Raw genomic sequence first — 26,210 nt, forward strand, 5'->3', positions numbered from 1 at the left:
AATAGTGGTTACGGTGCCGTTATCTTTCCCGTTACGGCAGCAGCGGCGGCTACCAGCGGGCTTGCCAGGATGGTGCGTGCGCCGGGCCCTTGTCTCCCCTCGAAGTTACGGTTGGATGTGGAGACGGCATATTTTCCGGCCGGTACTTTATCGTCGTTCATGGCCAGGCAGGCGGAGCATCCCGGCTGACGGAGCTCAAAGCCAGCTTCTTCCAGGATCTTGTCCAGCCCTTCAGCTTCAATCTGCTGGCGGACCTGCCAACTTCCGGGTACCAGCCATGCTGTCACGTTGCCGGCTTTCTTTTTCCCTTTCACGTAGTGGGTGAACACGCGGAAGTCTTCGATGCGCCCGTTGGTACAACTGCCCAGGAAGACGTAGTCGATCGGTTTCCCTTCCAGTTTTTGTCCGGGTTCGAAACCCATGTATTTCAACGATTTCTCAAACGAGATCTTTCCGGCTTCGTCGATGGCCGAAAGTTCGGGAATGGCTCCGTCGATGGGCATGCCCATTCCGGGATTGGTTCCGTAGGTTATCATCGGTTTTATTTGGGAAGCATCGAACGTGACCTCTTTATCGAAGGCAGCGCCTTCGTCGGACTTCAACGTTTTCCAGTAGGCCATCGCTTCGTCCCACCTTTCCCCCTTGGGAGCAAACTCGCGCCCCTGGATGTAGTTGTAGGTTGTTTCGTCGGGGGCGATCAATCCTCCGCGGGCACCCATCTCGATGCTCAGGTTGCAAAGCGTCATCCGCTGTTCCATGGTCAGGTTGCGGACCGCTTCCCCCGCATACTCCACGAAGTAGCCCGTGGCACCGCCTGTGGTGAGTTGCCAGATCATGTACAACGCCATGTCCTTTGCACTTACGCCGTCGTTGAGCTTCCCTTCGAAGTTCACGCGCATGGTTTTCGGGCGTGTTTGCAGGATACATTGCGACGATAACACCATCTCCACCTCGCTGGTCCCTATGCCGAAAGCGATTGCGCCGAACGCTCCGTGGGTGGAGGTATGGCTGTCGCCGCAGACGATGGTCATTCCCGGCTGAGTGAAGCCGTTCTCCGGGCCGATCACGTGAACGATCCCGTTTTTGGAATGGCGAAGGCCGTAGTAGGTGAGTCCGAACTCCCGGGCATTTTTGGCCAGGGTGTCCACCTGGTACCGGGAAACCTCATCGCGGATGGGCTTGTCTTGTTCCACGGTAGGGATGTTGTGGTCGGCCGTAAGCAGGGTCTGTCCGGGACGAAAGACCTTCAGCCCCCGTTCCCGCAGCCCCGAGAAAGCTTGCGGGCTGGTTACCTCGTGGCACAAATGCCTGTCGATGTACAGTTGCGAAGGGCCGTCTTTCACTGTGGTAACCACGTGCGCGTCCCATATCTTATCAAAAAGCGTCTTATTCATATAATTTTGTCTGTTGTATGTTATCTGTTAGCTTTGTTCATTCTACAAATTTATTCACCGCATCTATAAATGCTTCCACGGATGCCGAAACGATATCGGTGTTTGCCGAGAAGCCGTAGTAGAGCATCCCGTTGTGTTCCACCTGCATGTGGACCTTGCCCACGTCGTCGCTTCCGCGGTTGATGGCCTGGATCAGGAACTCCTGAATGACCGTTTCGCGGCTGATGATTTTCTTTACTGCTTTTATCGCCGCGTCCACCGGACCGTTTCCGGTTGCTGATGCCTCAAAATGCTCCCCGGCTATGTTCAGGCCGATGCTGGCCACGTTGCGCAGCCCCACGCCGCAGGTAACCTGCAGGTAATCGATCTGGATGCGGTTCATGCGAGACTCTTTCCCGACCAGGGCGAGTATATCGTCGTCCTTGATGTCTTTTTTCCTGTCGGCGAGAGAAAGGAATTTCTGGTAAACGTCATCCAGCTCGCCGTTGTCGAGATCCACTCCCAGCAGGGTCAACCGGTTTTTCAGTGCGGCGCGGCCGCTCCGTGCTGTCAGCACGATGGAGTTCTCGTCGATCCCCACGTCTTTCGGGTCGATGATCTCGTACGTTTCCACGTTCTTCAGCACGCCGTCCTGGTGAATGCCCGAGGAGTGTGCAAAGGCGTTTCGGCCGACGATGGCCTTGTTGGGCTGGACGGGCATGTTCATCAATGTGGAAACCAACCGGCTGGTGGAATATATCTTGGTGGTGTTGATGTTGGTGTCGAACCCGAGGTCCTTGTGGCTCTTCAGCGCCATCACCACTTCCTCGAGCGAAGTGTTCCCCGCGCGTTCCCCAATACCGTTGACGGTTACTTCAACCTGGCGGGCGCCGTTGAGGACTCCCGAGAGGGTGTTGGCTGTAGCCATCCCCAAATCCTGGTGGCAATGCGTCGAGAGGATCGCATTTTTCAGATCTACATGATCCACCAGGTATTTTATTTTTGCACCGTAAGCGTTTGGAAAACAGTAACCGGTGGTGTCGGGGATATTGACCACGGTGGCTCCGGCGTTTACGACTGCCTGCACCACACGTGCGAGGTATTCGTTGTCGGTGCGGCCTGCATCTTCGGCGTAGAACTCCACATCATCCACAAACCGGCGGGCATACTTCACGGCTTTTACGGCACGCTCGATGATCTCTTCGCGGTTGGAGTTGAACTTGTGTTTGATGTGCATATCCGATGTGCCGATACCTGTATGGATCCGTTTGCGTTTGGCGTATTTCAGCGATTCGGCAGCCACTTCGATGTCTTTTTCCACCGCGCGTGTGAGCGCACATATAACGGGCCAGGTGACGGCTTTGGAGATCTCAACCACAGAGTTGAAGTCGCCGGGGCTGGATACTGGAAATCCGGCTTCGATAACATCTACCCCCAGCAATTCCAGGGCTTTGGCCACCTGGATTTTTTCGATGGTGTTTAACTGACACCCGGGAACCTGTTCCCCGTCGCGCAACGTCGTGTCAAAAACATAAATTCTTTCCATTATAACCTGTATTATTCGTTTTTTTACAAGAAAAAAACCTTTCCCACACGGTGAGAAAGGTTTTCTTTATTTTATTGTTCTTTATTTCAATATCGATATACCGGTCTCACCCTCTGAAGTCCTCCAGAAGTAGAATAGAAATGACTAGAATAGCGATAGAATGAGTGTTCATTGATAAAATGAAAAAACTTGTTCGTTAATTGTCTGCAAAGAAAAAGCAAAAAAACGGAATAACAAAATATTTTCCAGTTTTTATTCAAAAAAAATTACAAATTGAAATAAAAAGAGAGTTATCGATTACAAAATATATTCCCTGTAAAATGAAATAAACTGTGTTTCAGTTGATTAGTGTTTTTGATTCACTCGCTGGTTTTCACCGGATAAAAAGTGTCGGAACGGAAAGAAATTATCACTATTTTTGCGTGCCGGATTATTCGGGTTGCTTCGAATGAAAGAAAACAATAAAGCACTTTTGTTTACTGTTATTGCTGTTGCCAGCTGGTCGACAGTTGCTTCTGCTTTCAAGATCGGGCTGCGTCACTACGGCTACTTTGAGCTGATCCTGGTTTCGGCCGTCACGGCGATGCTGATCTTTGCGGGGGTTATCACGGTCCAGAAAAAATGGCCTCTGTTGCGGAGGCTGACCCTTAAGGAGACGGGGAGCTATGCTTTTACCGGCTTGTTGAATCCTGCCATTTATTACCTGATCCTTTTCAAGTCGTACGATTTGTTGCCGGCGCAGATTGCGCAGCCCATCAATTATTTCTGGCCCATCCTGTTGACCCTGTTGTTAGCGGTGATCGAGAAAAAGCCTGTTCCCTTGTTCAAGTTTATCGGGATGACAATCTCGTTTGGCGGCGTGGTGCTGATCTCGGTGGGAACCGAAGGGATCGCCGGAGTGGAGCTCTCAAAACCGGGAGTCTTACTGGCTTTCTTCAGTGCGTTCCTGTGGGCTTCCTTCTGGATAGTGAACCGACGGAACAAAAACGTGGACGGTATCCTGGGTTTGTTCCTGAGTTTTATGTTCGGTTCCGTCTATCTGTCGCTGGCCACACTCTTTGTCCCGGTCAGCCTGGGTTCCCTGCAGGGGTTTTTGTCGGCCGTTTACGTGGGGTTGTTTGAAATGGCGGTGCCGTTTATCTTTTTCGGGCTGGCGTTACAGAAGACCACCAATCCCGCACTTACCAATCAGTTGTGTTACCTTTCTCCCTTCATTTCCCTTTTTCTTATCCATGCGGTTTTGGGTGAAACCATCTATTTTACCACCTACATGGGCTTGTTCCTGATCGTTTTCGGCATTCTGCTAAACGAATATTTAAACAAGCGCAGGGTTGCCGTTTAAGCTGAAAATATCAACCGTTGTGAGGCAAGCTCGCTTGGATCCATGCTGGACGGTGGCGAAATCTGCGAGGCGAATTCTTTAAGGCTATTAGGTTTAAGAAAAAATAACATTTTCTCGTGCAAGGTTTCGGCTTTTGCCGGATTTATAGGGTAACTGTACAAACACGAATGCAAAAATTAAAAACAATGAAAACTATGAAGATTACTCCTTTTCTTTTAACAGCGGGAATGCTGTTGGGCTTTCTGCTTTTACCGTCCTGCCTGGACGACGACAATGATGTGAACCGCTTATATCCGAATGCGTTGGTGACCGTTAAGCATGCGGGGGATAAAACTGTTTTTCTGCAGTTGGACGACAAGACGACACTGCTTCCCGTGAACCTGACAACCTCACCCTTTGGGGAAAAAGAAGTGCGGGCGCTGGTAAACTACGAAGAAGTGGACAAGCCAGGCAGCGGATACGACCAGGCGGTACACGTGAACTGGATAGACAGTATCCGTACGAAACCGATGGCGCCTAATCTGGGGACTGAAAACGATACGAAGTACGGTATCGACCCCGTTGAGATTGTGGGCGACTGGGTGACCGTTGCCGAAGACGGCTATCTCACGCTGCGATTCAGGACGCAGTGGGGCTATCCGCGGGTTGTCCACTCCGTGAACCTTATCCCGGCCAACAATCCCGAAAACCCGTATGAGGTGGAATTCCGTCACAACTCCAACGGAGATATAGGAGAACGGTTTGGCGACGGCCTCGTGGCTTTCCGGCTCAACAGCCTGCCCGACACGGAAGGGAATACGGTAAAGCTGAAGTTGAAATGGAAATCGTTTAGCGGCGAGAAATCGGTTGAGTTCGACTATAAAACGCGTGCCGCGACGCCCGCCAGCTCTGCCATCGCTGCTGAGCGCAGCGTGATCCCATTGCAATAACCGCTTGCCGGGAGCATCCGCTTCGGCAACCGTGCCACAAAGGGTTGTTTCAAAAATCGACAAAAGGCTGTACCTTTGCATGATAAAGGTACACCTTTTTCGTAAAGGGAGAGCGTGTATTTTAGTGTTGGTTCGAACAAAATCCGTTAATGATCAGAGACGAAAACAAAGAGCAGGCCCTTCTTCAGCAGATTGTACGCGGTAATACGATGGCCATGAAGAAGTTTTACGACACCTATTCGGGGTATCTTACCGCGGTATGCTCTCGTTACATCGCTGACAAAGAGGATGTAAAAGATATCTTACAAGAAAGCTTCATCAAAATTTTCAAAGCAGTAGATAAGTTCGAATATAAAGGGGCGGGATCGTTAAAAGCGTGGTCGGCCCGCATTGTAGTCAATGAAGCGTTGAGACATATCCGGGAAAGCAATAAGCTGAAGGTTATAAACCTGCCCGGTGAGGAGCTGCCCGACATGGCCGATGACCGTGAGCCTGATTTCAATGAGATACCCACGCAGGTTATCCTGGAAATGATCCGGAAGTTACCTGTGGGCTACCGGACCGTATTTAACCTGTATGTTTTTGAGGAAAAAAGTCACAAGGAAATTGCTTCGATACTGAGCATTTCTGAAAGTACTTCTGCCTCGCAGTTACACAGAGCCAAAGGCTTGTTGATGCAAGAGATAGATTTGTATCGGTTTAAAAAAATGGCACTATGAATAATCAATGGCAGGATAACCTGCGCAATCGGATGGAGCATCACGAAGAGCCTGTTCCCGAAGGTTTGTGGGAGAGCGTCGAGCAGGTGATTAGCGCCGGGAGCTCCGTAGGGACAAAGCCGGCGGGACAACGGATCCGGTTGTGGGACAAGCGTATCGGGGCAGTAGCAGCAGTGGGGATTGTTTTGTTTTTTATCGGGTTGTACACGTTGAAGGAAAATCAAAAAAACATACAGCTCGTAGAACAGAGACAGCCAGAACTGCCTGCTCCCGTTGCGCATCCCGACAAAGAACCGCTCTTGGCGCACCGTACTGAAAATGAAAAACCGGAAACGGAAAAAAAGTTGCGTGGAGCTAAAGGAGAGGAAACAGCTAAAACAGCGGAAACGGTGAGGACAGCGGATGTTGTTGAAGCGGCTGAACGGCAAAGCGAAGAAATCCCGCGTCAGGGAGAGCCCGAAAATTCTCCTTCTCCCCGTGTTGACCGGAAATACAGTCCGGAAACTAACGACGGGCAGGCGTTTCGCTTGCCGGCACGGCGGCGTAACGGCAGGCCCGCAAAATGGCAGACGGACCTTTATGCGTCGAACATCCCGTCGGGTTCCTCCAAACATTACGACGGATACCGCAGCTTTACCCCTTTTGGGTTAAAATCGGAGGAAGAGGAGCATGTGCTGGCCGCAGGTTCGGGTTTGCCCGGCGATTTTATTGTGGGGAAGGAGTACCGGCACGTCTATACCGACGTCAAGCATTTTCAGCCGGTCACGCTGGGTGTTTCGCTGAAGTACAACCTCAGCGACAGCTGGAGCATCACGAGCGGCCTCAACTATACCGTTCTCTCCTCGCAGCTAAGCACGGGAAGCTACAATCATTACTACAACAGCCGGCAGACGCTGCACTACCTGGGCCTTCCGGTAACTGTCAACTACACCGTCTGGCGCTCCGGCCAATTATCAACGTATATCTCCGGCGGTGGGATGGTGGAGAAGAACGTCGCGGGCGCACTGTCCACCGATTATATTGTGGACAATAAAATTGAGGAGCGTAGCCAGGAAGGGTTGTCCGTAAAACCGTTGCAATGGTCTGTAAGTTCTGCCGCCGGCATGGAGTACCGGTTGTGGAAAGGCATCGGATTGTATGCCGAACCGGGAGTGACCTACCATTTCAGGAACAGTAGCGGAGTGGAAACGATTTATCGGGAAAAGCCGTTGAACTTCAACATCAGGCTGGGACTGCGCTTCTCCTTTTTTTAGGTTTATCCGAAATCGTCGAACATGATCATTTCCGGCGGGACGCCGAGGCTGTCGAGCATCCGCTGTACGGCTGCCGCCATTGGCCCGGGGCCACACATGTAGTATTCGATATCTTCGGGTGCATCGTGATCCTTCAAGTACGTGTCGTGAATCACCTGATGCACGAACCCGGCGGTGTACTTTACACCTGCCGCATCGGCTGCCGGATCGGGACGGTCCAGCGCCAGGTGGAACGAGAAGTTGGGAAACTCGCGTTCCAACTCGTAAAAATCTTCCAGGTAAAAAGCCTCCATCAATGCACGTGCACCGTAGAAATAGGACATTTTTCGGTCGGTAGTCTTCAGCGTCTTCATCATGTGCATGATTTGCGCGCGTAAGGGGGCCATCCCGGCGCCACCGCCCACCCAAAGCATTTCGCGCTTGCTGTTGTAGATGGGGTGGAAATCGCCGTAGGGGCCGGACATGGTTACTTTATCGCCCGGCTTCAGGTTGAATATATAGGACGATACGATACCCGGGTTCACGTTCATCCATGTATTTTTTGCCCGGTCGAACGGCGGGGTTGCCACGCGCACGTTCAGCTTGATAATATCGCCTTCGGCAGGATAGTTTGCCATGGAGTAAGCACGAATGGTTTCTTCTTCGTTCTTGACGGTCAGGTCCCACATCTTAAACTTGTCCCACTCGGGTTTATATTGTTCATCGATCGCGAAATCGGTATATTTCAACTCGTATTTGGGCACTTTTATCTGGCTGTAGGAGCCGGGGATAAAATCCAAATGCTCGCCGTCGGGCAGCCGCACCACAAATTCCTTGATGAAGGTAGCCACGTTGTTGTTGGAAACGACCTCGCATTCCCATTCCTTAACGCCAAATACCTCTTCCGGCACGACGATATTCATGTCTTCTTTCACCTTTACCTGGCAACTGAGGCGCCAATTGGCCATCTGCTCCTTGCGGCTGAAGTGTCCGGTTTCGGTCGGGAGGATTTCTCCGCCTCCGTCCAGCACCTGGCAGCGGCATTGTCCGCATGTTCCTCCTCCACCACACGCGGACGAGAGGAATATGTTCTGTGATTGCAGCGTATTAAGCAGGGTTGACCCCATGGGAACTTCTAGATTTTTCTCTTTATTGACGGTAATCTTCACATTTCCGGAAGGCATCAGCTTTGCTTTGGCCACCAGAATGACAATTACCAAGATCAGAATTATCAACAAGAAAACCACTACACTGGTTAAGATGGTTATTCCGCCTGAACTCATTAACAACACATTCATTGTATATCCTGTTTTTTTATTTTGAAAACTTTGTTTATTTTAATTGGCGTTGAGCTTACTGTTTAAATATTGATTCCCGAGAAACTCATGAATCCAATGGCCATCAAGGCCGTGATGATAAATGTTATGCCCAACCCTTTCAGCGGTTTGGGAACGTGGGAATATTCCAGTTTCTCCCGGATGGCGGCCATTCCAAGAATGGCCAGCAGCCAACCGATACCGGAGCCGAACCCGTAGGCGGTGGCCATGCCCACATTGGCAAATTCGCGTTGCTGCATGAACAATGAACCTCCGAGGATGGCACAGTTTACGGCAATCAATGGCAGAAAGATACCCAACGAGGCGTAAAGCGACGGGCTGAATTTCTCCACTACCATTTCAACCAACTGAACGAAAGATGCAATAACGGCGATAAAAATGAGCAGGCTGAACACACTCAGGTCGATCGTTGCAAATTGCGGGCCCAACCACGCTAAAGCGCCTGCCTTAAGTACGTAGTTTTCGAGCATATAATTGATGGGCAGGGTGAGCACGAGCACGAAAGTGACCGCAATGCCCAGCCCGAAAGCCGTCTTAACGTTTTTTGATACAGCAAGATAGGAGCACATACCCAGAAAGTATGCGAATATCATATTGTCTACAAATATCGATCTTACAATTAGACTAATAGCATCCATATTTATTTTTTTATTTTTGTTTTACGATAATTTTTCGATAAATACTCGATAGTTATCCGGTTAACACGCGTAGCGCACTAATTGGTCCCTTCCTGTAAATCCTTGTTTTTCGACCGGTGTACCCAGATGATTACCGCGACAAGGATCAACGCCATGGGGGCCAGCATCATAAGGCCGTTGTTTTCGTAACCGGCACTGTATGCTGCCTGCGGGATGACTTTGTATCCGAGTAGCGTGCCGGATCCCAGCAGTTCGCGGAAGAAGCCCACCGTTACCAGTATCCATCCGTATCCCAGTCCGTTACCGATCCCGTCGAGGAAGGAAGGCCACGGCCCGTTACCCAGGGCAAACGCTTCCAGGCGCCCCATCAGTATACAGTTCGTAACGATCAGTCCCACAAAAACCGACAGCTGCTTGTTCACGTCGTAAGCAAATGCTTTGAGTACTTCGCTCACGATGGTCACCAATGCGGCCACCACCACCAGTTGGACGATGATACGGATACGGTTGGGGATAGTTTTTCTCAACAGCGAGATAATAACGTTTCCGAAAGCGGTGACAATGGTTACGGCGATGGCCATTACCAATGACGGTTCCAGCTTGGACGTTACAGCCAGTGCCGAACAGATGCCGAGCACCTGTACCAGGATAGGGTTATTTTTATTGAGAGGCCCTAACAGAGCCTGTTTTGCTTTTGCTGATAATGCCATATTCTTATCGTTTTATAGTGAATGCGGATCTATTTTCCGTCATTTAATTGCAGTAAAAAATTCTTGTATTCTCCCACGCTTTCCAGCAACATCGCGTCAACTCCTTTACTGGTGATGGTGCCACCCGATATTCCGTCGACATAGTCCCTTTCGGAGTTGGTTTGTCCGGGTTTAACCACGGCTATGGATTTAAATTCGCCGTTTTTTATCAGCTCTTTCCCGTTGAATTGATTCCGGAAATGTGGGTAAACTATTTCCGCGCCCAGCCCCGGAGTTTCACCCGCGTGTCCGAATTCGGAACCGTAAACGGTGCTGCCGTTGCCCTCTACGGAGAGGTATCCCCAGATAGGCCCCCACAGGCCGGTGCCGTTCATGGGGATAATGTATTTTTTGGAACCTTCCACTTCCGCTTCATAGACAGCAAGCCCTTCCCCTTCGCCCGAAAAAGCGGGATCGGTGGGCTCAATTCCCTCCGTGCCGTCGATCTTTACTCCTTCGGGAGTAATGAGGTAGGCCGATTTAACCAGGGTTCTGTAGATACCGTCGGCTTCGGCCGGGGAGGCATCAACGCGTAGCGACCGGAGGATCTGCTGCATCTTGTCGGTATTCACGTTTGCAGTTTGTCTGTCGCTCAACACCTGGTGGGTGAAGGCCAGACCTATGGCAACGATAATCACCATTACCGATGCGTATATTATTGTATATGTGCTATTTTCTCTGTTCATAGTTCAATTGTATTCAGTAGTTATTCAGAAACGCGAATCCCTATTTTTTCACGGCAGCTCGTTTTAAGCGGCGTTTGATGTTGGCATCCACCACATAGAAATCGATCAGCGGAGCGAAAGCGTTCATAAACAGGATGGCAAGCATCATGCCTTCGGGATACCCCGGGTTGAAGATACGGATCAGGATGGCCACCACACCAATCAGAAAACCATATATCCATTTCCCCTTTTCCGTACGTGCCGATGTCACCGGATCGGTTGCCATGAATACAGCCCCGAAAGCGAAACCGCCAAGCAGGAAGTGATACACCGGCGGCATTTCCATAGCGGCATTTTGTGCGAGCAAATTAAGCAGGGCAACGGTGAACAGCCCTCCCAGGAAGACGGAAGTCATCGTTTTCCAGCTTCCTACGCCCGTTATGATCAGCAGGATGGCTCCCAGCAGGATGGCCAGGGTGGATACCTCACCGACCGACCCGGGAATTAATCCGATAAACATATCCCACAACGACAAAGGATTACCTGTGATTCCCAGGAAAGAGAAGTCTCCGAAACGTGAAGCGTCCGATACGGCAAGTTGTCCGAGCGGTGTTGCGCCGGAAAAGCCGTCTACAACATTTCCTCCACCCAGGCCGAACGTGTCGGCAGTGCGTACCCATACCTGATCGCCCGACATTTTAGAGGGATAGGCAAAGAACAAGAATGCGCGGGCGATCAACGCCACGTTAAAAATATTGTATCCGGTTCCGCCAAAAACTTCCTTCGCAAAAATGACGGAGAACGCAGTGGCTACGGCAATCATCCAGAGCGGGGTGTCCACGGGTAAAATCATCGGGATAAGCAATCCCGAGACCAAAAAACCTTCGGCCACTTCTTCCTTCTTCATCTGAGCCATGGCAAATTCGATGCCCAGGCCCACCACGTAGGAAACAACGATCTGTGGAAGCATGGCTAAAAGTCCGTAGAGGAAAGTTCCCACAAAGCCTGCCTGAACGTTTATGGCCAGATAATGCTGGTAACCTACATTATACATCCCCATGAGCAATGCCGGAATAAGTGCGAGTATCACGATAACCATCGTACGTTTTGAGTCTCTGGCATCGTGGATATGTACTCCCGATTTCGACGTCTTGTTGGGTACGTACAGGAAGGTTTCAAAGGCATCGTATGTAGAATTCAACCAATGAAATTTACCTCCTTCTTCGAAATTCGGTTTTATTTTATCGAGAAATTTTCTTAACGACATTTATTTTATCTGTTTTAATTTATTGTTATTCTATATTTGTCAATGCGTAGAGCGGAGGGCCGTACCGGTTACTCCATCTCTTTTCTCAGCATATCCAATCCTGTGCGTACAATACGCTGCAACTCCAGCTTGGAGGTGTCCACAAACTCGCAAAGTGCAAAATCCTCGGGCGCCACTTCGTAGATCCCGAGCTGTTCCATCTTATCGATGTTGAATGCCAGGGTGGATTTTATCAGCTGTTCGGGGAAAATATCCAGGGGGAATACCTTGTCGTATTCGTTGGAGACGATGATGGCTCTGGGGCCGCCCAGCAGGCGTGCATCCAGGCGATAGGCCTTTTTCAGTTTCAGGTAGGTGGCGCCGGCGCTGTAGCGTTTGGGCGACAGGGATGCCCATCCGAAAGCTTCGTGAACATCGTCACCTTCCGGTATTACGGTCAGTTGCGAATGGGTGGCGCGGAGCGCGCCTTCTGCCTCTATCCGGGTTCCGGTAAGCACGTTCCCGCTGATGTACCTCAGGTTGCCTTTTCCGTTGACATTGTCAGCAAAGAGCTTGCCCAGCTCCGTGCCGACAAGCATGTTGTAATAGCCGGTTTGTTTGACTTCCGATCCGGTAAGTGCTACGGTGCGGGTAAGGTCTACCACGCCTTTGTTGAAAAGCCTTCCGATGAACAACACATCCAGGGCATTTAATGTCCAGACTACTTCGCCCCTGTTCACGGGTGCCAGGTAGTTGATGTGTGTGCCGGTGTTTCCGGCGGGGTGTGGCCCTTCAAACTCAGTTATCGTTACGTTTGCGGCTTTCCTCAGCCCTTCGTTTTTCGTAGCGGGGCTGATGGAGAGGAACACCTTTCCTTTGGTGAGCCTGGCTAATGCGTTCAACCCGGTTTGCAGGTCGGCCTCCTGGCCTTTCAGGATGAAATCGTATGAGGGGGCCAGCGGAGCCGTGTCGAATCCGGTAACGAAAATGTCGCGCGGTTCTTTTCCGGGATCGGCAACGACGTCGTAAGGGCGTTGTTTGATGACAAACCAGATGCCGGCGTCGAGCAGTCTCTTTTTGATTTCTTCGGGAGGCAACGTACCGATCTCACTTTTGCCGTACTCTACGTAAGTGTTTTCTTTGTCGGCTTTGACAGTAACGTTCAGTATACGTCTTTTTTCTCCGCGGTTGATGGCTGTGACTGTTCCGCTGACGGGAGATGCAACCATCATGTCCGGGTGCATTTTAGAGAAAAATAACGCTTGTCCGGCTTTCACGGTATCACCCACCTTAACTTTGAGTTTGGGCGTGATTCCCTGAAAATCTTCCGGGCACACCTGTACATATTCACTTGTTATACTGCCGAGAAGTGTTTCTTCGGGTTTCCCTAACAAAGGAATCTGCAAGCCTTTCTTGATTTTAATTCGATTAGCCATATGTAATTGATAAAAATAACTGTTGGTTTTCTCAGGATAAACAACTATCAATCAGAGTTCTATTTAAAATAAGCTGTGAGGAGGGATAGCTATTTTCCGTTTAAGGTGCAAAGATAACTGTTTTATATTCAAAAAAGGAAGAATAGTGAAAAAAATCTTTATTCTGAAAATAAGTTAATCCCCGGTTTCCCTGAACGGGAGCTTGTCCGCTATCTATTTGTGGGGATAAGATGATCGAGGAATAAAAGTTGGAGAATATTTCCTGTTTTCAACAAGATCGTTATCTTTGCAGCCGTCATTCTTTCGGGTATTGGTTTTATGAAACTGTGAGAAAAATTGTTGGTCGCAAGATTCAGCTGTTAACGAAAAGCATGCGAAAGCCCATTACTAATTTATAAAATACAAAGTCATGAAAAATCTGTTGATAATATGCTCCTTATTTGCGTCATTATCGGTTGCAGCCCAGTTTGGAAATTTTAACCGGAACAGTCCTTGGGATGCCAGCTGGATATGTGTTCCCGATGCAGGAGAGAATGCCCCCGGGCTTTATTTATTCAGGAAAACAATAGATATAAAGTCGGTTCCCGGACAATTCGAGATTTACGTGTCGGCCGATAACCGCTATAAGTTGTATGTTAACGAGGTTCTGGTATCCATAGGATCTGCTCAGGGGGATTTAGGGCACTGGAATTATGAGGCGCTTGATATTGCCCCTTTTCTGAAAACCGGGGAAAACATTGTTTCCGCAAAAGTCTGGAATGAAGGCAACCTGAGGCCTGTTTCCCAGTTTTCTTTCCGTACCGGCTTTTTATTGCAGGGCACGAACGATGAGACGAAACAACTCAACACGAATGAGACATGGAAATGCCTGGAGGATAAAAGCTATACTCCCCTCAGGCAGAGTGTTCGCGGTTATTATGCGGCAGGTGCGGGGGATAAGGTTGATATGAATCTTGCGGTGAAAGGCTGGAACTCCGTTGATTTCGATGACAGCGGCTGGGAAAAAGCCAAACCTGTTTTCGAACGTCAGGTAAGAGGTATGGGGTTCATGGCCCGGGGCGGCTGGTCCTTAACGCCTTCGATACTCCCTCCCATGGAGTTGACCTACCAGCGGCTCGCTTCTACAAGAAAGACTGAAAATGTTTCTGTTCCCTCTTCGTTTCCAGCGAAGAAAACAAAAATAACGGTTCCGGCAAACACTACGGCGACCATCCTTCTCGATCAGGCATACCTTACGAATGCTTATCCTACGTTGATTTTCAGTGGTGGAAAGAACAGTACGCTCGTCATCACCTATGCTGAAGGATTGTACAATGAAGCGGGGGCAAAAGACAACCGGAACGAGATTGAAGGGAAAACCATTTCCGGCCGACAGGATACCGTCATCTCCGACGGGTCACAAAATCAGGAGTTCACTTCGCTTAACTGGAGAACATACCGATATGTGGAGTTGAAGGCCGAGACTGACGACCTGCCTTTGGTGATTGAAGATTTTTACGGCACATTTACCGGTTACCCGTTGGAAATGAATGCGAAGCTAGTATCGGATATCGACGAGCTGAATACCATCATGGAGATAGGCTGGCGTACAGCCCGGTTGTGCGCCGTGGACACCTATATGGATTGTCCTTATTACGAGCGCCTGCAGTATATCGGCGATACGAGGATCCAGATAATGATCACTTATTACAACAGCGGAGACGACCGCCTTCCTAAGAATGCCATTAATCTCTTCGATAATTCCCGACAGAAAGACGGGTATACACTGAGCCGTTATCCCGATACCCAAAACCAGGTAATACCCACCTATTCTCTCTGGCATGTAAGCACATTGTATGATTATTTGATGCACGGCAAGGACAATACGTTTCTGAAGACAAAACTGCTGGGTTCAAGACAAATCTTGAATTATTTTATCAGTTATATCGCAGAAGACGGCTCTTTAAAAAATGTTCCCGGCTGGAATTTTACGGACTGGGTTCCCGACTGGCGAATGGGAGTTGCCCCGATGGCTGAAGACGGAAGTTCTGCGTTAATGGATCTACAACTCCTGTTGGCTCTTCAGTCTGCAGTAATCCTGGAAAGGAGTGAAGGATCTGAAGAGTTTGCCGTGCTTTATGAAAAGATCGCCCGAAGCCTGGAGCAGACCATCCGGGATAAGTACTGGGATGAATCCAGAAAATTGTTTGCGGATACACACCTCAAGGATAAGTTCTCACAACACGCCAACTCCCTGGCTATTCTTGCCGGTTTGGCCACTGAGTCAACCGCGTTTGAAATGGGTAAGCTGATGTTGTCCGATACAACATTGGCTCCGGCATCCATATACTTTAAATATTACCTGCACCTGGCGTTGGCAAAGGCCGGCCTTGGGGATAATTACCTTAACTGGTTGGACATTTGGCGCAAGAACATCGATTTGGGGCTGACTACCTGGGGTGAGACCTCGGAAGTGGAAACGACCCGGTCCGACTGTCATGCCTGGGGTTCCAGTCCCAATGTTGAGTTTTTCCGCATTGTCCTGGGGGAGAGAGCACGATCCTTATTTCAAGAAAGTTAAGATAACATGCATCTGGGAGATATTGAAAAGATAGGCGGAGAAATACCACACCCATCCGGTAAGGTTGTAGTGAATTACCGGCAAACACGAAAAGGATTACAGGCTGAAATCAATTTGCCTGGGGACGTAAACGGATCTTTTGTCTGGAAAGGGAAGAGCTACGCGTTGAAGGGAGGATCCAACAAGCTGGATATCTCTACAGCTCCCTGATCCAGATATTCCGGAAACTAATGGGCTGGCTGGGGTCGCCGTGATCCTGCAGCTTGATGGGCCCGGGACCGTGTTCTTTCACTTCCGGAAATCCTACATAAGGGGTGGTACCCCGGATGATCGTATTGTTTTGCAGCAGGATACCGTTTTGTAAAAGGGTTACGGTAGGAGGGGTCCGGTAAGTCCCGTCTTTTTTGAATGTGGGTGCGGTGTAAATGATGTCGTAGGTATTCCACTCGCCGGGTTTTCGCATCGCGTTTACCAAGGGCGGTGTTTGTTTATAAATACTTCCGGTCTGACCGTTCACGTACGTTTCATTCCGGTAGTTGTCGAGGATCTGAATCTCGTAGATACCTTGCAGAAAAAGACCGCTGTTGCCCCGTGCCTGGCTTTCCCCTTTAATGCCTTCGGGTATGCGCCACTCCAGGTGCAGTTGAAAGTCGCTGAATTTCTGTTTCGTCTGAATATCCCCGGTACCTTTTTTTACGGTGAAAACGCCGTTGTGTACCGTCCATTCCGCCGGGGCACCTTTTGAATTCTCCCATTGGGAAAGATTTTTGCCGTCGAACAGGACAATGGCATCGGATGGGACGGGATCGGGGGTAACCACCGGAGGTTGGGGTTGCCAGTATTCGGTCATGGCCGGTGTCATGGGTGCGCGTTCGGGATATTTTTTTTCCTGTGCGTTTAGCGGAAGCAGGACGATTAATCCTGTCAAAATGATCAGATTTTGCCGTTTCATGTTGTCTTTTCTTTACTGTTGTGAGTTGACCTTTTGTTTATGCGTTATGCTTTTGGAAATTTCCAGGGCTCGCGGTAATCGGGTTTGATTAACCTGTCGGCCTTATCGTTGTTGAATGATTTTTTATTGTCATCATACATAAGCGTCGCTCCTGTACGTGCCGAAATATTGCCCAGATGAGCATATTTAGCACACAAGCTACCGTTTTCGATGGTACAGGCTGTCTGAAAATCGCGTTTTTTCACACATTCGATAAACCTTGCCACGTGCTTTTTGTGGTCCTGATAATCGGGTTCGCCTTTTACCGGTTCAGCTTTGTTCTTCTCCGGAATAACTTCCCATCCTTCGCGGTTGATGACCAATGTTCCGTTTGTGCCTTTAAAGGCAAGGCCGTAGTTTCTCCCGTAAGGCCCGGTCTCCGTGCCTGCAATGTTGTTCCACTGGATGGTGAAGTCATTGAAGTCGTATATTACGGAAAGGGTATCGAACGTTTCAGCGTAGTTCCCGGGATAAGCGAAATTTCCTCCCGAGCCTATGACCCGGTTGGGCATCTCCGTTACGTTCATCCCCCAAAGAGCCATGTCGAGCAGGTGTACTCCCCAGTCGGTCATCAGCCCTCCGCCGTAATCCCAGAACATGCGCCACGAGCCGTGAAAACGTTTCTCATTGAATGTCCTCACGGGTGCCGGGCCCAACCAGAAATTAAAATCGACGCCCGCAGGGACAGGGCTGTCGGGGACTGGGTTGAGGATGGCGGCGTAATTGAAGTTAGCCCATACATTTACCTGGGCGATCTTGCCCAGCTTGCCGCTGTCGATATAGCGTTTCATTTCATGCCAGTGATTGCCGCTTCGTTGTTGCTGTCCCACTTGTACTACCCGGTTGTGTCTCTTTGCCGCGGCAACCATTGCATCGCACTCGGCAATGGAATTGGCTATGGGCTTTTCCACATAAACGTCTTTCCCGGCTGCGCAGGCGTCGGTCATCTGCAGGCAGTGCCAGTGGTCGGGCGTTCCAATGATGATCACATCGATCTCTTTTCTCTCCAGCATTTTCCGGTAATCGCCATACAATTCAGGCTTTTTGTTCCTGAGCTTAACGAGATCTGCAGCCCTTCCGCTGAGTACATGCTGATCGACGTCACACAGGGCGATGCAATCTATTTCGGGATGGATCAGGAAGTCGGACAGGTTGGCCCATCCCATGCTGCGGCATCCGATCAGTCCGACATTGATCTTGTCGTTTGCCCCTGTACGGTTAGCAAACAAGCTGCTGCTTTGCAAAAACGACGGGGCAAGCAGCCCGGCCAGGACTGACGAGGCAGAATTACGTATAAATTTTCTTCTTTCCATTTTGATAAAAGATTAAGCAGGTTTCAGGTATGTTTTCAGTAAATTTTTGCCTTTCTACAGAGGGACCAATTCAAATGTATAGTCCTCCTTCAACAGCCACTCAATAGCCTTGGGTAGCGCGTATCGCAGGTTTTTTTCAGCTTTTAGCGAGTCGTGAAAAACAAGGATCGATCCGTTCCGGGTATAACGCTTTACGTTTTGCAAAACCTGTCCGGGCGACATGAACCTGCTGTAATCACGTGTAACAACGTCCCACATAATGATCCGGTAGCCCGCGTCCTGCAGTTTCCGGCACTGATTCATCCCGAGGTGGCCGTGCGGAGGACGAAACAGCGATGAGTCGATCAGTTCTCTTGCCTGACCGGCGTTGTCAAGGAATTTTCCTAAGCTGTGCTTCCACCCTTGCAAATGGTGGAAGGTGTGATTTCCCGTACGATGTCCTTTTTCAATTACTTGCCGGTATACCTCGGGGTGTTTGCGTACATTGTCTCCCACGCAGAAAAAAGTGGCCTGAACGCTATATCTGTCCAACAAGTCGAGTACCCAGGGCGTCACTTCGGGAATAGGCCCGTCGTCGAACGTGAGATAAACTGTTTTCCGTACAGGGTTTTCAATTCTCCAGACTGCATTCGGAAACAGCGTCCTGTATAAATGGGGAGGTTGCTCAATCAACATAGAAGATGCTTCGGATAACTGTTTACTGTTGTTTATTGTATTGCTCCAGTAGCCGGGGGCTGAACTGCTGCATCAGCTTTAAAGCCTGTTGCATGGTTGCCTCTTCCGAAGCCCGTTGAGCAGTATCGTTTTCCGAACGGTAATATCCGCGAATGGAACTGTCTGTTATGTCTTTTAAAATCACATCGCCTACATATCCCGCCCCTTGCATGTAATACGTCTGGGCCCGTTGCAGTAAATCGTCCGTATAGGTTTTGTACTTCTGCTTGTCGAACTCCTGGTAAACCGATGCTATCAGCAGCAGCGAGTTGACGTTGTAGTAGATATCAACCATCGTATTGCTTATTTGTCTTGGGGTCAGCCGGTCATACCAACTCAGGTTCTTCTGTAGCCTTTCCTCGATTTCGTCCATCAGCCGCTGCGCTTTTTCCGTTTCGCCTAACCGGTAATAAGCCCGGGCGAACATAATGCCGTCGTTGCCATAGGCTACCGCTTTTCCCGGCATGACCGTTGTTACTTTATCCAGCGCGGCAATGGCTTTGTCGTTTTTGCCTTCTTCGGTCAGGGCTTCGATCAGTTGATTGAAGTAGAGCCTGAAAGTGGAAATCATTCGTCGGCCGGTTTCGTCGAGGTAGATGTCCGGATTTTCTTCCAGTCCGCCCCAGCGGAATTTGTTCATCAGGTTGTCGTAAGCCTTTTCAGTGTTCACGCCACCGCTTTGCGGGATTCCCGGAACAATCTGATAGGCTAATCCCGTCAGGGAGAAATTGCTGTTTTGCAGGTTCATATACAGGTTCCGGTCGACCGTGGTGGCATAGTAGATCGGGCGTTTCCAATTATCGTCATTGATATTGGTCAGCATTTCCATAATCATCATTTCCTGTCGGTAAAGAGCCGATTTCTCACCCAGGTTGAGGAACATTTTGTCTGCCGGCCTTGAGTTGAATGCCTTCCAATCCGTTGTTGCCGAATCAACGTTTAAGTAGAGCCTGTTGGAAGGGATAATCTGAGTATCTCCCGTGCTGAACGGATTTGCCGGTTTGTATTGGCCCGTACGCAGGTTTTCCATTATTTCCTTGAGGGGAATGCTGTCCCGGTAGGCGTTTACGTCGTAATACTGTCCGTAGGAAATGCTGGGTATGTTGTTCTGTTTAAGTACGTTCTGGATTTCGTTTTTCGTAACTACGAAAGCTGCACTTGCCGCATCGCCCCAGTATTTCTCCCTGTCCCATTTGATGGGTAGCGGTGCGGATTCGTATGCTTGACGGAGCATTTGATCCACGTACCATTCGGTTTGCAGGAAGCTTAAGTTGGTGACGCGGACATCGGTGCGGAAGCCTTCTGTCTCCTGAGCGTACCAAAGCGGGTAGGTGTCGTTGTCGCCATTGGTAAAGAGAATGGCATCCGGTTCTACGCTGCTGAGGTAGTTCATGCCGGTATCGCGGGCCAGGGTTCGCCCGGAACGGTCGTGGTCGTCCCAGTTCTGTCCCGCCATTTGAAGGGGGACGAGCAGGCAGGCCGCGCTGACCAGCGTAGCTGACAGCGTGGTATTCTTGATGTAGTTGCGGAGATATCGACTGATTCCGGCAACGCCTATACCCACCCAGATGGCGTAGGCATAGAATGATCCGGCATAAGCGTAATCCCGTTCGCGGGGTTCGTAAGGCGTTTGGTTGAGGTACAGCACGATGGCTAATCCTGTCATAAAGAACAACAGAAAGACGATGGAGAAACTTTGCTTCCCTTTCCGTTTCAGGTTCAGCTGGTAAATTATGCCGATAACCCCCAACAGGAAAGGCAACAGGTAGTATTTATTGTGCCCTTTGCTGTCGGCGACCTCGGGTGCAATGTTGTCCTGCGGCCCCAGGCCAAGGATAGGCCCGTCTATAAATTTGATTCCGGTGATCCAGTTCCCTTTGGTAATTCCGCCATCTCCCTGGATATCGTTTTGCCTGCCGGAGAAATTCCACATGAAATAACGCCAGTACATAAAATTAATCTGGTAGTTAAACAGGAATTTCAGGTTGTCGAACAGCGTGGGTTTTTTACTTCTGTCGGTAATGCCGCCCCAAATCTCATACCCTTGAATGTGGTTGCCGTATCCCGGTTCCGACGGGTGGGTATGCATGCGCGGAAAGAGCATGGTGTTGGTGTACTTGTATGTGGGTATCTTGGATTCTACGTACCGGTCTTTCTGGTTTTCGGCCGTTTGCAATACCCTGCTGTACGATTTTTTCTCTTTTGAAATTTCAGCGCGCCCCTGATTGTCCCTGACAATTTGCGAAGCGTAGGTAGTCCCGTAAATGATGGGCGTTTGTCCGTACTGTTCTCGGTTGAGGTAACTGCCGAGGGAGAACACATCCTCCGGTGAGTTCAGGTCGAGCGGGGTGTTGGCCGATGACCGGATCGGAATGATGGCATATGCTGAAAATCCGATAAGGATAACCAGTAGGCTCGACATGGAGAGGTTCAGAAACTTGATGTTTAGCTTGTTTTTGGAGAAAACGAAATAGATGGCTGTGGCAATAAGAACGAGCCACAACCAGATACTGCCTCCAATAAATAAAATACCGGAAAGGCCGATGCTCAACAAAAAGGCAATTCTAGCCCTTTTTATATCGCCCCTGTCGGAGATGCTCTCGAACAGGGCCCAGACGATACTTGCCACCAGCAGGATCAGGTAAACGGCAACGCCCGTGTTGTAGGACATGCCCAGTGTGTTCACAAAGAAAAGTTCGAACCATCCACCCACTTTGGTAAATCCCGGAATAATTCCGTACATCAAAATAAGGATCAACCCGAAAGAAAGGAACAACGAAAATAATCCGCCTTTCCAGGTGGGGTTTTCGGTCTTTTTGTAGTAGTAAACCATCACAATAGCGGGGATACACAACAAGTTAAGCAGGTGAACGCCTATAGAGAGTCCCATGATGTAGGCAATCAGTACGATCCATTTGTCGGAATCGGGTTTTTCCGCATTTTCTTCCCATTTCAGTATCAGCCAGAAAACCAGTGCGGTGAGCATCGATGAAAAGGCATATACCTCACCCTCTACAGCTGAGAACCAGAACGTGTCGGAAAATGTGTAGACCAGCGCACCTACCAGGCCGCTGCCGATCACGGCGATAGTTTGCCCAAGGCTGAACGCATCGTTTTTCTCCCCCATCACCAGTTTGCGGGTCAGGTGTGTGATGGTCCAAAACAGGAAAAGGATGGTGAAAGCGCTCAGAAGGGCCGACATGCTGTTAACCATTTTTGCCACCTGTCCGGGATCGTTGGTGAATTGAGTGAACAAGTTCCCGAGAAGCATAAAAATGGGTGCGCCGGGAGGATGCCCTACCTCCAGTTTGTAGGCCGATGAGATAAATTCGCCGCAGTCCCAGAAACTGGCCGTTGGTTCAATGGTCATCAGATAAACAACAGCGGCAATTACAAAAACAACCCAACCTGAAATTGTATTGATAAGTTTGTATTTTTTCATTATTTCGTGATAAAAATGATACTCAACCGAAAATTTGGACAAAGGTAAGAAAAACAATTAGCAGATCTTATTAAAAAAAGAAAAAAAGCGATGCAGTGTCAATGAGTTGCTTACCAAAAAACAGTGGAGGGTGGGCGAAAAGTTATCCTTGTCGTAAATAATCAATTGCACTCAAACGAATGTTAACTGAACTATGCAAAAGTTAAAAGCGGTGATTTATGTTTTAAAACATGTTTCATTTTAAATAACAGCTAATGAGGTATTTGCCTCATTTTGTTAACAAAAATTTAACTTTGTTAGGGTTTGAGTGCCAAAATTTATTGAAAGATAATTTGGTCAAAAAAAAGGAAACAATTTACTTTGGTAAGGATTAAGGAAAAAAATCGTTATTCAAAGGTCATTTTCTTTTTTTATTGTCAGATTTAATGGAGAAAACATTAGTAATTCTTAAGCCTTCGGCGGTACAACGGAGCATTGTAGGTGAAGTTGTTTCGCGGTTTGAAAAAAAAGGGCTTCAAATTGTGGGAATGAAGATGGTGTCTTTGTCTGACTCAATATTGGAAGAACATTATTCTCACTTAAAGGAAAAGCCATTCTTCAAACGCATCAAAGATTCAATGCAGGTAAGTCCGGTCATTGTTATGGCGTTGGAAGGTTTAGAAGCGGTTGAAGTGGTGAGGATGATGGCAGGGCCGACAAACGGAAGAAAAGCTCAGCCAGGAACCATTCGGGGAGACTACAGCGTCAGTGTGCAGGAGAATATTATTCATGCATCTGATTCTCCGGAGACGGCAGAGGCAGAATTGAAACGCTTTTTTTTGGAAAACGAGATTTTTAACTATCCATCACCGGCTTTCGTTAATCTTTATGCTAACGATGAAGTCTGACATCAGTAAATTAATTAAGTTGTAACTAAAGGCCATTCTCAGCTATATCTTATTATGGAGAGAGATAAGAATTTATCTAAGGTAAAAGTATTGTTTTCCGCCTCTTTGGTATTTTTTACGTTGAGCGCGTTCGCTCAATCAAAAGTGGAGTTATCCGCACAATCCAGACCGGAAGTTAATTACAAACAATTACACAGTGCAAGTTTAGGAAATCAGGAAGGATTATTTGCCGACGGTATAAAGCTCAAAATGGACTTGTCTGTCCTTGAGGAAGCCGAAGCGGCTCGTGAAGCATTCGATGTAAACGAAATTCCGTGTGACGATATTTACGGGGGAGTGTGGAAAAATGCCCATGTGGATATTTACGGTGCTTTAAAAAATGCTCCCGATTCTTTTATCGTCAACCTGACTAACTTTTCCATGCCTCACGTGGGAAGAATGACTTCAAACTTCGGAAGAAGGGGGAGCCGCCGCTACCATTACGGTATCGATTTGAAATTGCAGGTGGGCGACACCATCTACGCTGCTTTCGACGGAAAGGTCAGGGTGCAGCAATATGAACGGAGAGGGTATGGATATTATGCGGTAATACGTCACGTAAACGGATTGGAAACGGTTTACGGACATTTATCGAAGTTTTTGGTGAAGGAAAACGACTTTGTCAAGTCGGGGCAACCCATCGCTTTGGGCGGGAACACCGGAAGGTCTACCGGTCCGCACCTGCACTTCGAGACCCGGTTCCTGGGAAAACCCATCAATCCGAATTACCTGATCGACTTCAACAACAAGGTGTGCCATCGCGACGAGTACCTGGTTACCAATTCGAGCTACAGAAAAACATCTCAAAGCAGCAGGGTGCTTACCAATGCCAGCAATTATAAAGAACCCACCTCTACCGCCAACAACAAATATGTTTCGGGAACAGTGAAATATCACCGGATTAAAAGCGGAGATACGCTGGGAGCTATCGCCAGAAGACACGGCTTATCCGTATCGAGGTTGTGCAGCATGAACAACATTACCCCGAAGACCACGCTGCGGATAGGGAAATCGTTAAGAGTTTCATAAAGTAGAATTTCTAATTAAGAGGGAAAGGTGCAGGAGGTTGAGCTTGTACCTTTTTCTTTTTTTGTTTAACTTTGTGGCTTCATTAAAGATAAAAAAACAGTGCTATTCCTATGAGTGAAACAAACCGGCAATTCGATGAGGTGATCGCCATTTGCAGAAACATGTTTGAGAAGAAGTCGAGTGATTACGGGCCTACATGGCGGATTTTACGTCCTGAATCGGTAACGGATCAGTTGTTGATTAAAGCCAACCGGATTCGTTCACTGGAGATCAAGAAGGAAAGCAAGGTGGGCGAGGGTATCTTTCCGGAATTCATCGGAATAGTCAATTACGGCATTATGGGGTTGATACAGCTCGAGCTGGGGTATGCCGACAGTGTGGACATTACCAACGAAACAGCACTGCAGCTTTTCGATAAATACATCACCGCAGCTAAGGAGTTGATGTACGCCAAGAACTACGATTACGATGAAGCTTGGCGCAGTATGCGTGTCAGCTCATACACCGACTTGATACTGGCGAAACTGTTCCGGATCAAAGAGATGGAGAACAAGCAAGGGAAAACCATTGTGTCTGAAGGTATTGATGCTAACTATACGGATATCGTTAACTATGCCTTGTTTGGATTGATAAAACTCCATTTCGGGGAAGAATAGTTTTTTATAATTATCATTAATCAGTACAGAGGCTCAACGATGAATTCCCGTGAAAAGCTTGTGAAATTTCTGACGGAATTGTCCCGGATTATTCTTGGGATTACCTTTGCTTTTTCGGGATTTGTGAAAGCCGTTGACCCGTTGGGTTTCACCTATAAGATTCAGGATTATCTTGTTTCTTTTGACCTCCCGGGCCTGTTTCCCCTGGCGCTGCCGGCAGCCATTACCTTGGTTGTCCTTGAGTTTTCGCTGGGTGTTTTTTTGCTGCTGGGGATCTATCGCAAGCCCACTGTCCGGCTCGCGGCTGTTTTTATGGCTATCTTCCTTCCGCTCACGCTCTGGATTGCGTTGAAAAATCCGGTCAAGGATTGCGGTTGTTTTGGCGATGCGCTAATCATCAGTAATTGGGAGACGTTTTATAAAAATATCGTTTTAGGAGTTTGTGCGGTCGTTTTGCTACGCTATTACCCGAGAATCATGCCGTTGTTTTCTGTCGGATCCGCCTGGAAGGCAGGTGCCTATACGGTTGTTTTTGGGTTTGCCTTTTCCGTTTACAACGTGGTTAAACTGCCTGTTTTCGATTTTCGTCCGTATCATATCGGGGCCAATATTCCGGAAAACATGTATATCGATCCTGCAAAGGCCGATGTTGTGGAAAATATTTTTATTTACAGCAAGGGTGGGGTTGAACAGGAATTTACAGAGGAGGACTATCCGTGGAACGACTCTACTTGGACGTTTGTGGAGATGAAGACCAAGCTGATTCAAGAGGGTGAGAAACCCAGGATAGAGGATTTTCAGGTCTCGGCATTGGCTTACGACAGTCTGTTGCAGGGTTTTGTTGCCGGAGACGATATTACACAGCAACTCTTGTCGGACACGGGCTATCAGTTTCTGATGGTTTCGCATTCGTTGGAGGAGATGAACAAAAGACATCTGGACGATTTCAGGAAAGCAGCCGGGTTCGCGCAAAAAAAGGGTTACGGTTTTTATTGCCTTACTTCGTCGCCGGTCGATTCTATCGAGGCGTGGAGTGCACGGCACCCCGCCGGTTTCCGCTTTGCTCATGCAGACGAAAGAGTGCTGAAAACGATGATCCGTTCCAACCCGGGATTGTTGTTACTGTCGGGCGGCAACGTCATCAATAAGTGGGACGACAGTGAAGTTCCCGATTTCGAATCGGAGCGGGGAGAAGAGTTGCTGAAAGCCAAGGGATGGAAAATGAACTTTTGGGGTAAACTGATGGTTATACTCCTGATATTTATTGTTCCGCTTTTACTGGTAAAACTGGAAGAATTTAAGGGAAAGCGGTCGGGGCTCCCGGCTATAAAAAAGGGCTATACTAAAAAAATATAGTTTCATATATA

At 48.7% G+C, this 26,210-nt stretch carries 22 protein-coding genes; 10 read left to right on the top strand and 12 right to left on the bottom strand.

The features are described from left to right. Positions 1-8 precede the first annotated feature (8 nt). Together leuC and KCV26_07425 are read right to left on the bottom strand one after the other, a co-directional pair. Positions 9-1,394, bottom strand: a complete 1,386-nt coding sequence (leuC, locus tag KCV26_07420; protein WZX38190.1) for a 3-isopropylmalate dehydratase large subunit — start codon at positions 1,392-1,394, stop codon at positions 9-11. Positions 1,395-1,431: 37 nt separating this feature from the next. Further along, positions 1,432-2,922 (bottom strand): 2-isopropylmalate synthase, encoded by a 1,491-nt coding sequence (locus KCV26_07425; protein ID WZX38347.1) that lies wholly within the window; start codon positions 2,920-2,922, stop codon positions 1,432-1,434. A 445-nt stretch (positions 2,923-3,367) separates the two neighbouring features. On the opposite strand from KCV26_07425, the gene KCV26_07430 reads away from it, so the two are divergent. The 4 genes from KCV26_07430 (at position 3,368) to KCV26_07445 (ending at position 7,162) form a co-directional block, all read left to right on the top strand. Further along, positions 3,368-4,261 (top strand): DMT family transporter, encoded by an 894-nt coding sequence (locus KCV26_07430; GenBank protein ID WZX38191.1) that lies wholly within the window; start codon positions 3,368-3,370, stop codon positions 4,259-4,261. Between the two features lie 185 nt (positions 4,262-4,446). After that, positions 4,447-5,190 (top strand): NigD-like N-terminal domain-containing protein, encoded by a 744-nt coding sequence (locus tag KCV26_07435; protein ID WZX38192.1) that lies wholly within the window; start codon positions 4,447-4,449, stop codon positions 5,188-5,190. Between the two features lie 149 nt (positions 5,191-5,339). After that, positions 5,340-5,909, top strand: a complete 570-nt coding sequence (locus KCV26_07440) for an RNA polymerase sigma factor (protein WZX38193.1) — start codon at positions 5,340-5,342, stop codon at positions 5,907-5,909. Continuing rightward, positions 5,906-7,162: an outer membrane beta-barrel protein gene (locus KCV26_07445; GenBank protein WZX38194.1), complete on the top strand. Its 1,257-nt coding sequence runs from the start codon at positions 5,906-5,908 to the stop codon at positions 7,160-7,162. The genes KCV26_07440 and KCV26_07445 overlap by 4 nt, the downstream gene beginning before the upstream one ends. 2 nt (positions 7,163-7,164) lie before the next feature. On the opposite strand, the gene nqrF is transcribed toward KCV26_07445, so the two are convergent. The 6 genes from nqrF to KCV26_07475 all read right to left on the bottom strand — a co-directional run bounded on the left by nqrF (position 7,165) and on the right by KCV26_07475 (position 13,212). Beyond that, a complete protein-coding gene (gene nqrF, locus KCV26_07450; protein WZX38195.1) occupies positions 7,165-8,439 on the bottom strand; it encodes an NADH:ubiquinone reductase (Na(+)-transporting) subunit F in 1,275 nt (424 codons plus the stop codon). Positions 8,440-8,501: 62 nt separating this feature from the next. Continuing rightward, on the bottom strand, positions 8,502-9,116 hold the full coding sequence (gene nqrE / locus KCV26_07455) for an NADH:ubiquinone reductase (Na(+)-transporting) subunit E (protein ID WZX38196.1): 615 nt from the start codon (positions 9,114-9,116) through the stop codon (positions 8,502-8,504). 77 nt (positions 9,117-9,193) lie between these two features. Next, positions 9,194-9,826, bottom strand: a complete 633-nt coding sequence (locus KCV26_07460) for an NADH:ubiquinone reductase (Na(+)-transporting) subunit D (protein ID WZX38197.1) — start codon at positions 9,824-9,826, stop codon at positions 9,194-9,196. Between the two features lie 29 nt (positions 9,827-9,855). Then, the gene (nqrC, locus tag KCV26_07465) at positions 9,856-10,551 is read right to left on the bottom strand and encodes an NADH:ubiquinone reductase (Na(+)-transporting) subunit C (protein ID WZX38198.1); all 696 of its coding nucleotides are present in this window, start codon (positions 10,549-10,551) and stop codon (positions 9,856-9,858) included. A gap of 40 nt (positions 10,552-10,591) precedes the next feature. Continuing rightward, positions 10,592-11,797, bottom strand: coding sequence for an NADH:ubiquinone reductase (Na(+)-transporting) subunit B (locus KCV26_07470; GenBank protein WZX38199.1), 1,206 nt, complete (start codon positions 11,795-11,797; stop codon positions 10,592-10,594). 68 nt (positions 11,798-11,865) lie between these two features. Next, the gene (locus KCV26_07475; GenBank protein WZX38200.1) at positions 11,866-13,212 is read right to left on the bottom strand and encodes a Na(+)-translocating NADH-quinone reductase subunit A; all 1,347 of its coding nucleotides are present in this window, start codon (positions 13,210-13,212) and stop codon (positions 11,866-11,868) included. 409 nt (positions 13,213-13,621) lie between these two features. On the opposite strand from KCV26_07475, the gene KCV26_07480 reads away from it, so the two are divergent. Next, the gene (locus tag KCV26_07480; protein ID WZX38201.1) at positions 13,622-15,772 is read left to right on the top strand and encodes an alpha-L-rhamnosidase N-terminal domain-containing protein; all 2,151 of its coding nucleotides are present in this window, start codon (positions 13,622-13,624) and stop codon (positions 15,770-15,772) included. Positions 15,773-15,778: 6 nt separating this feature from the next. Next, a complete protein-coding gene (locus tag KCV26_07485; protein WZX38202.1) occupies positions 15,779-15,982 on the top strand; it encodes a hypothetical protein in 204 nt (67 codons plus the stop codon). On the opposite strand, the gene KCV26_07490 is transcribed toward KCV26_07485, so the two are convergent. From KCV26_07490 to KCV26_07505, 4 genes are read right to left on the bottom strand one after another with little or no spacing between them, the layout of a single operon-like run. Then, entirely contained in the window at positions 15,969-16,724 is a 756-nt protein-coding gene (locus tag KCV26_07490; GenBank protein WZX38203.1) for a DUF1080 domain-containing protein, read from the bottom strand. The two genes, KCV26_07485 and KCV26_07490, sit on opposite strands and share 14 nt — an antisense overlap. A gap of 44 nt (positions 16,725-16,768) precedes the next feature. Continuing rightward, positions 16,769-18,076 (bottom strand): Gfo/Idh/MocA family oxidoreductase, encoded by a 1,308-nt coding sequence (locus tag KCV26_07495; GenBank protein WZX38204.1) that lies wholly within the window; start codon positions 18,074-18,076, stop codon positions 16,769-16,771. Between the two features lie 54 nt (positions 18,077-18,130). Beyond that, a complete protein-coding gene (locus tag KCV26_07500; protein ID WZX38205.1) occupies positions 18,131-18,751 on the bottom strand; it encodes a polysaccharide deacetylase family protein in 621 nt (206 codons plus the stop codon). Between the two features lie 22 nt (positions 18,752-18,773). After that, entirely contained in the window at positions 18,774-22,232 is a 3,459-nt protein-coding gene (locus tag KCV26_07505; protein WZX38206.1) for a DUF2723 domain-containing protein, read from the bottom strand. 425 nt (positions 22,233-22,657) lie between these two features. Here KCV26_07505 and ndk point away from each other — a divergent pair, with 425 nt between their 5' ends. The 4 genes from ndk to KCV26_07525 all read left to right on the top strand — a co-directional run bounded on the left by ndk (position 22,658) and on the right by KCV26_07525 (position 26,199). Then, positions 22,658-23,119, top strand: coding sequence for a nucleoside-diphosphate kinase (ndk, locus tag KCV26_07510; protein ID WZX38207.1), 462 nt, complete (start codon positions 22,658-22,660; stop codon positions 23,117-23,119). Between the two features lie 54 nt (positions 23,120-23,173). After that, positions 23,174-24,187 carry a peptidoglycan DD-metalloendopeptidase family protein gene (locus KCV26_07515; GenBank protein WZX38208.1) on the top strand — a complete coding sequence of 338 codons (1,014 nt, stop codon included), beginning with the start codon at positions 23,174-23,176 and terminating at the stop codon, positions 24,185-24,187. Between the two features lie 110 nt (positions 24,188-24,297). Next, on the top strand, positions 24,298-24,843 hold the full coding sequence (locus KCV26_07520; GenBank protein WZX38209.1) for a DUF1599 domain-containing protein: 546 nt from the start codon (positions 24,298-24,300) through the stop codon (positions 24,841-24,843). Positions 24,844-24,882: 39 nt separating this feature from the next. Next, positions 24,883-26,199, top strand: a complete 1,317-nt coding sequence (locus KCV26_07525; protein WZX38210.1) for a DoxX family protein — start codon at positions 24,883-24,885, stop codon at positions 26,197-26,199. Positions 26,200-26,210 lie beyond the last annotated feature (11 nt).

This window comes from Petrimonas sulfuriphila (assembly GCA_038561985.1).
Classification (GTDB): Bacteria; Bacteroidota; Bacteroidia; order Bacteroidales; family Dysgonomonadaceae; genus Petrimonas; species Petrimonas sulfuriphila.

Bases quoted from the DNA above. Each gene is read 5' to 3' on its own strand.
- KCV26_07480 (WZX38201.1), top strand. From the start codon at position 13,622: ATGAAAAATCTGTTGATAATATGCTCCTTATTTGCGTCATTATCGGTT.
- KCV26_07525 (WZX38210.1), top strand. From the start codon at position 24,883: ATGAATTCCCGTGAAAAGCTTGTGAAATTTCTGACGGAATTGTCCCGG.
- KCV26_07505 (WZX38206.1), bottom strand. From the start codon at position 22,232: ATGAAAAAATACAAACTTATCAATACAATTTCAGGTTGGGTTGTTTTT.
- KCV26_07445 (WZX38194.1), top strand. From the start codon at position 5,906: ATGAATAATCAATGGCAGGATAACCTGCGCAATCGGATGGAGCATCAC.
- ndk (WZX38207.1), top strand. From the start codon at position 22,658: ATGGAGAAAACATTAGTAATTCTTAAGCCTTCGGCGGTACAACGGAGC.
- nqrF (WZX38195.1), bottom strand. From the start codon at position 8,439: ATGAATGTGTTGTTAATGAGTTCAGGCGGAATAACCATCTTAACCAGT.
- KCV26_07500 (WZX38205.1), bottom strand. From the start codon at position 18,751: ATGTTGATTGAGCAACCTCCCCATTTATACAGGACGCTGTTTCCGAAT.
- KCV26_07460 (WZX38197.1), bottom strand. From the start codon at position 9,826: ATGGCATTATCAGCAAAAGCAAAACAGGCTCTGTTAGGGCCTCTCAAT.
- KCV26_07485 (WZX38202.1), top strand. From the start codon at position 15,779: ATGCATCTGGGAGATATTGAAAAGATAGGCGGAGAAATACCACACCCA.
- KCV26_07435 (WZX38192.1), top strand. From the start codon at position 4,447: ATGAAAACTATGAAGATTACTCCTTTTCTTTTAACAGCGGGAATGCTG.
- KCV26_07475 (WZX38200.1), bottom strand. From the start codon at position 13,212: ATGGCTAATCGAATTAAAATCAAGAAAGGCTTGCAGATTCCTTTGTTA.
- KCV26_07495 (WZX38204.1), bottom strand. From the start codon at position 18,076: ATGGAAAGAAGAAAATTTATACGTAATTCTGCCTCGTCAGTCCTGGCC.
- nqrE (WZX38196.1), bottom strand. From the start codon at position 9,116: ATGGATGCTATTAGTCTAATTGTAAGATCGATATTTGTAGACAATATG.
- KCV26_07515 (WZX38208.1), top strand. From the start codon at position 23,174: ATGGAGAGAGATAAGAATTTATCTAAGGTAAAAGTATTGTTTTCCGCC.
- nqrC (WZX38198.1), bottom strand. From the start codon at position 10,551: ATGAACAGAGAAAATAGCACATATACAATAATATACGCATCGGTAATG.
- KCV26_07440 (WZX38193.1), top strand. From the start codon at position 5,340: ATGATCAGAGACGAAAACAAAGAGCAGGCCCTTCTTCAGCAGATTGTA.
- KCV26_07490 (WZX38203.1), bottom strand. From the start codon at position 16,724: ATGAAACGGCAAAATCTGATCATTTTGACAGGATTAATCGTCCTGCTT.
- KCV26_07470 (WZX38199.1), bottom strand. From the start codon at position 11,797: ATGTCGTTAAGAAAATTTCTCGATAAAATAAAACCGAATTTCGAAGAA.
- leuC (WZX38190.1), bottom strand. From the start codon at position 1,394: ATGAATAAGACGCTTTTTGATAAGATATGGGACGCGCACGTGGTTACC.
- KCV26_07520 (WZX38209.1), top strand. From the start codon at position 24,298: ATGAGTGAAACAAACCGGCAATTCGATGAGGTGATCGCCATTTGCAGA.
- KCV26_07430 (WZX38191.1), top strand. From the start codon at position 3,368: ATGAAAGAAAACAATAAAGCACTTTTGTTTACTGTTATTGCTGTTGCC.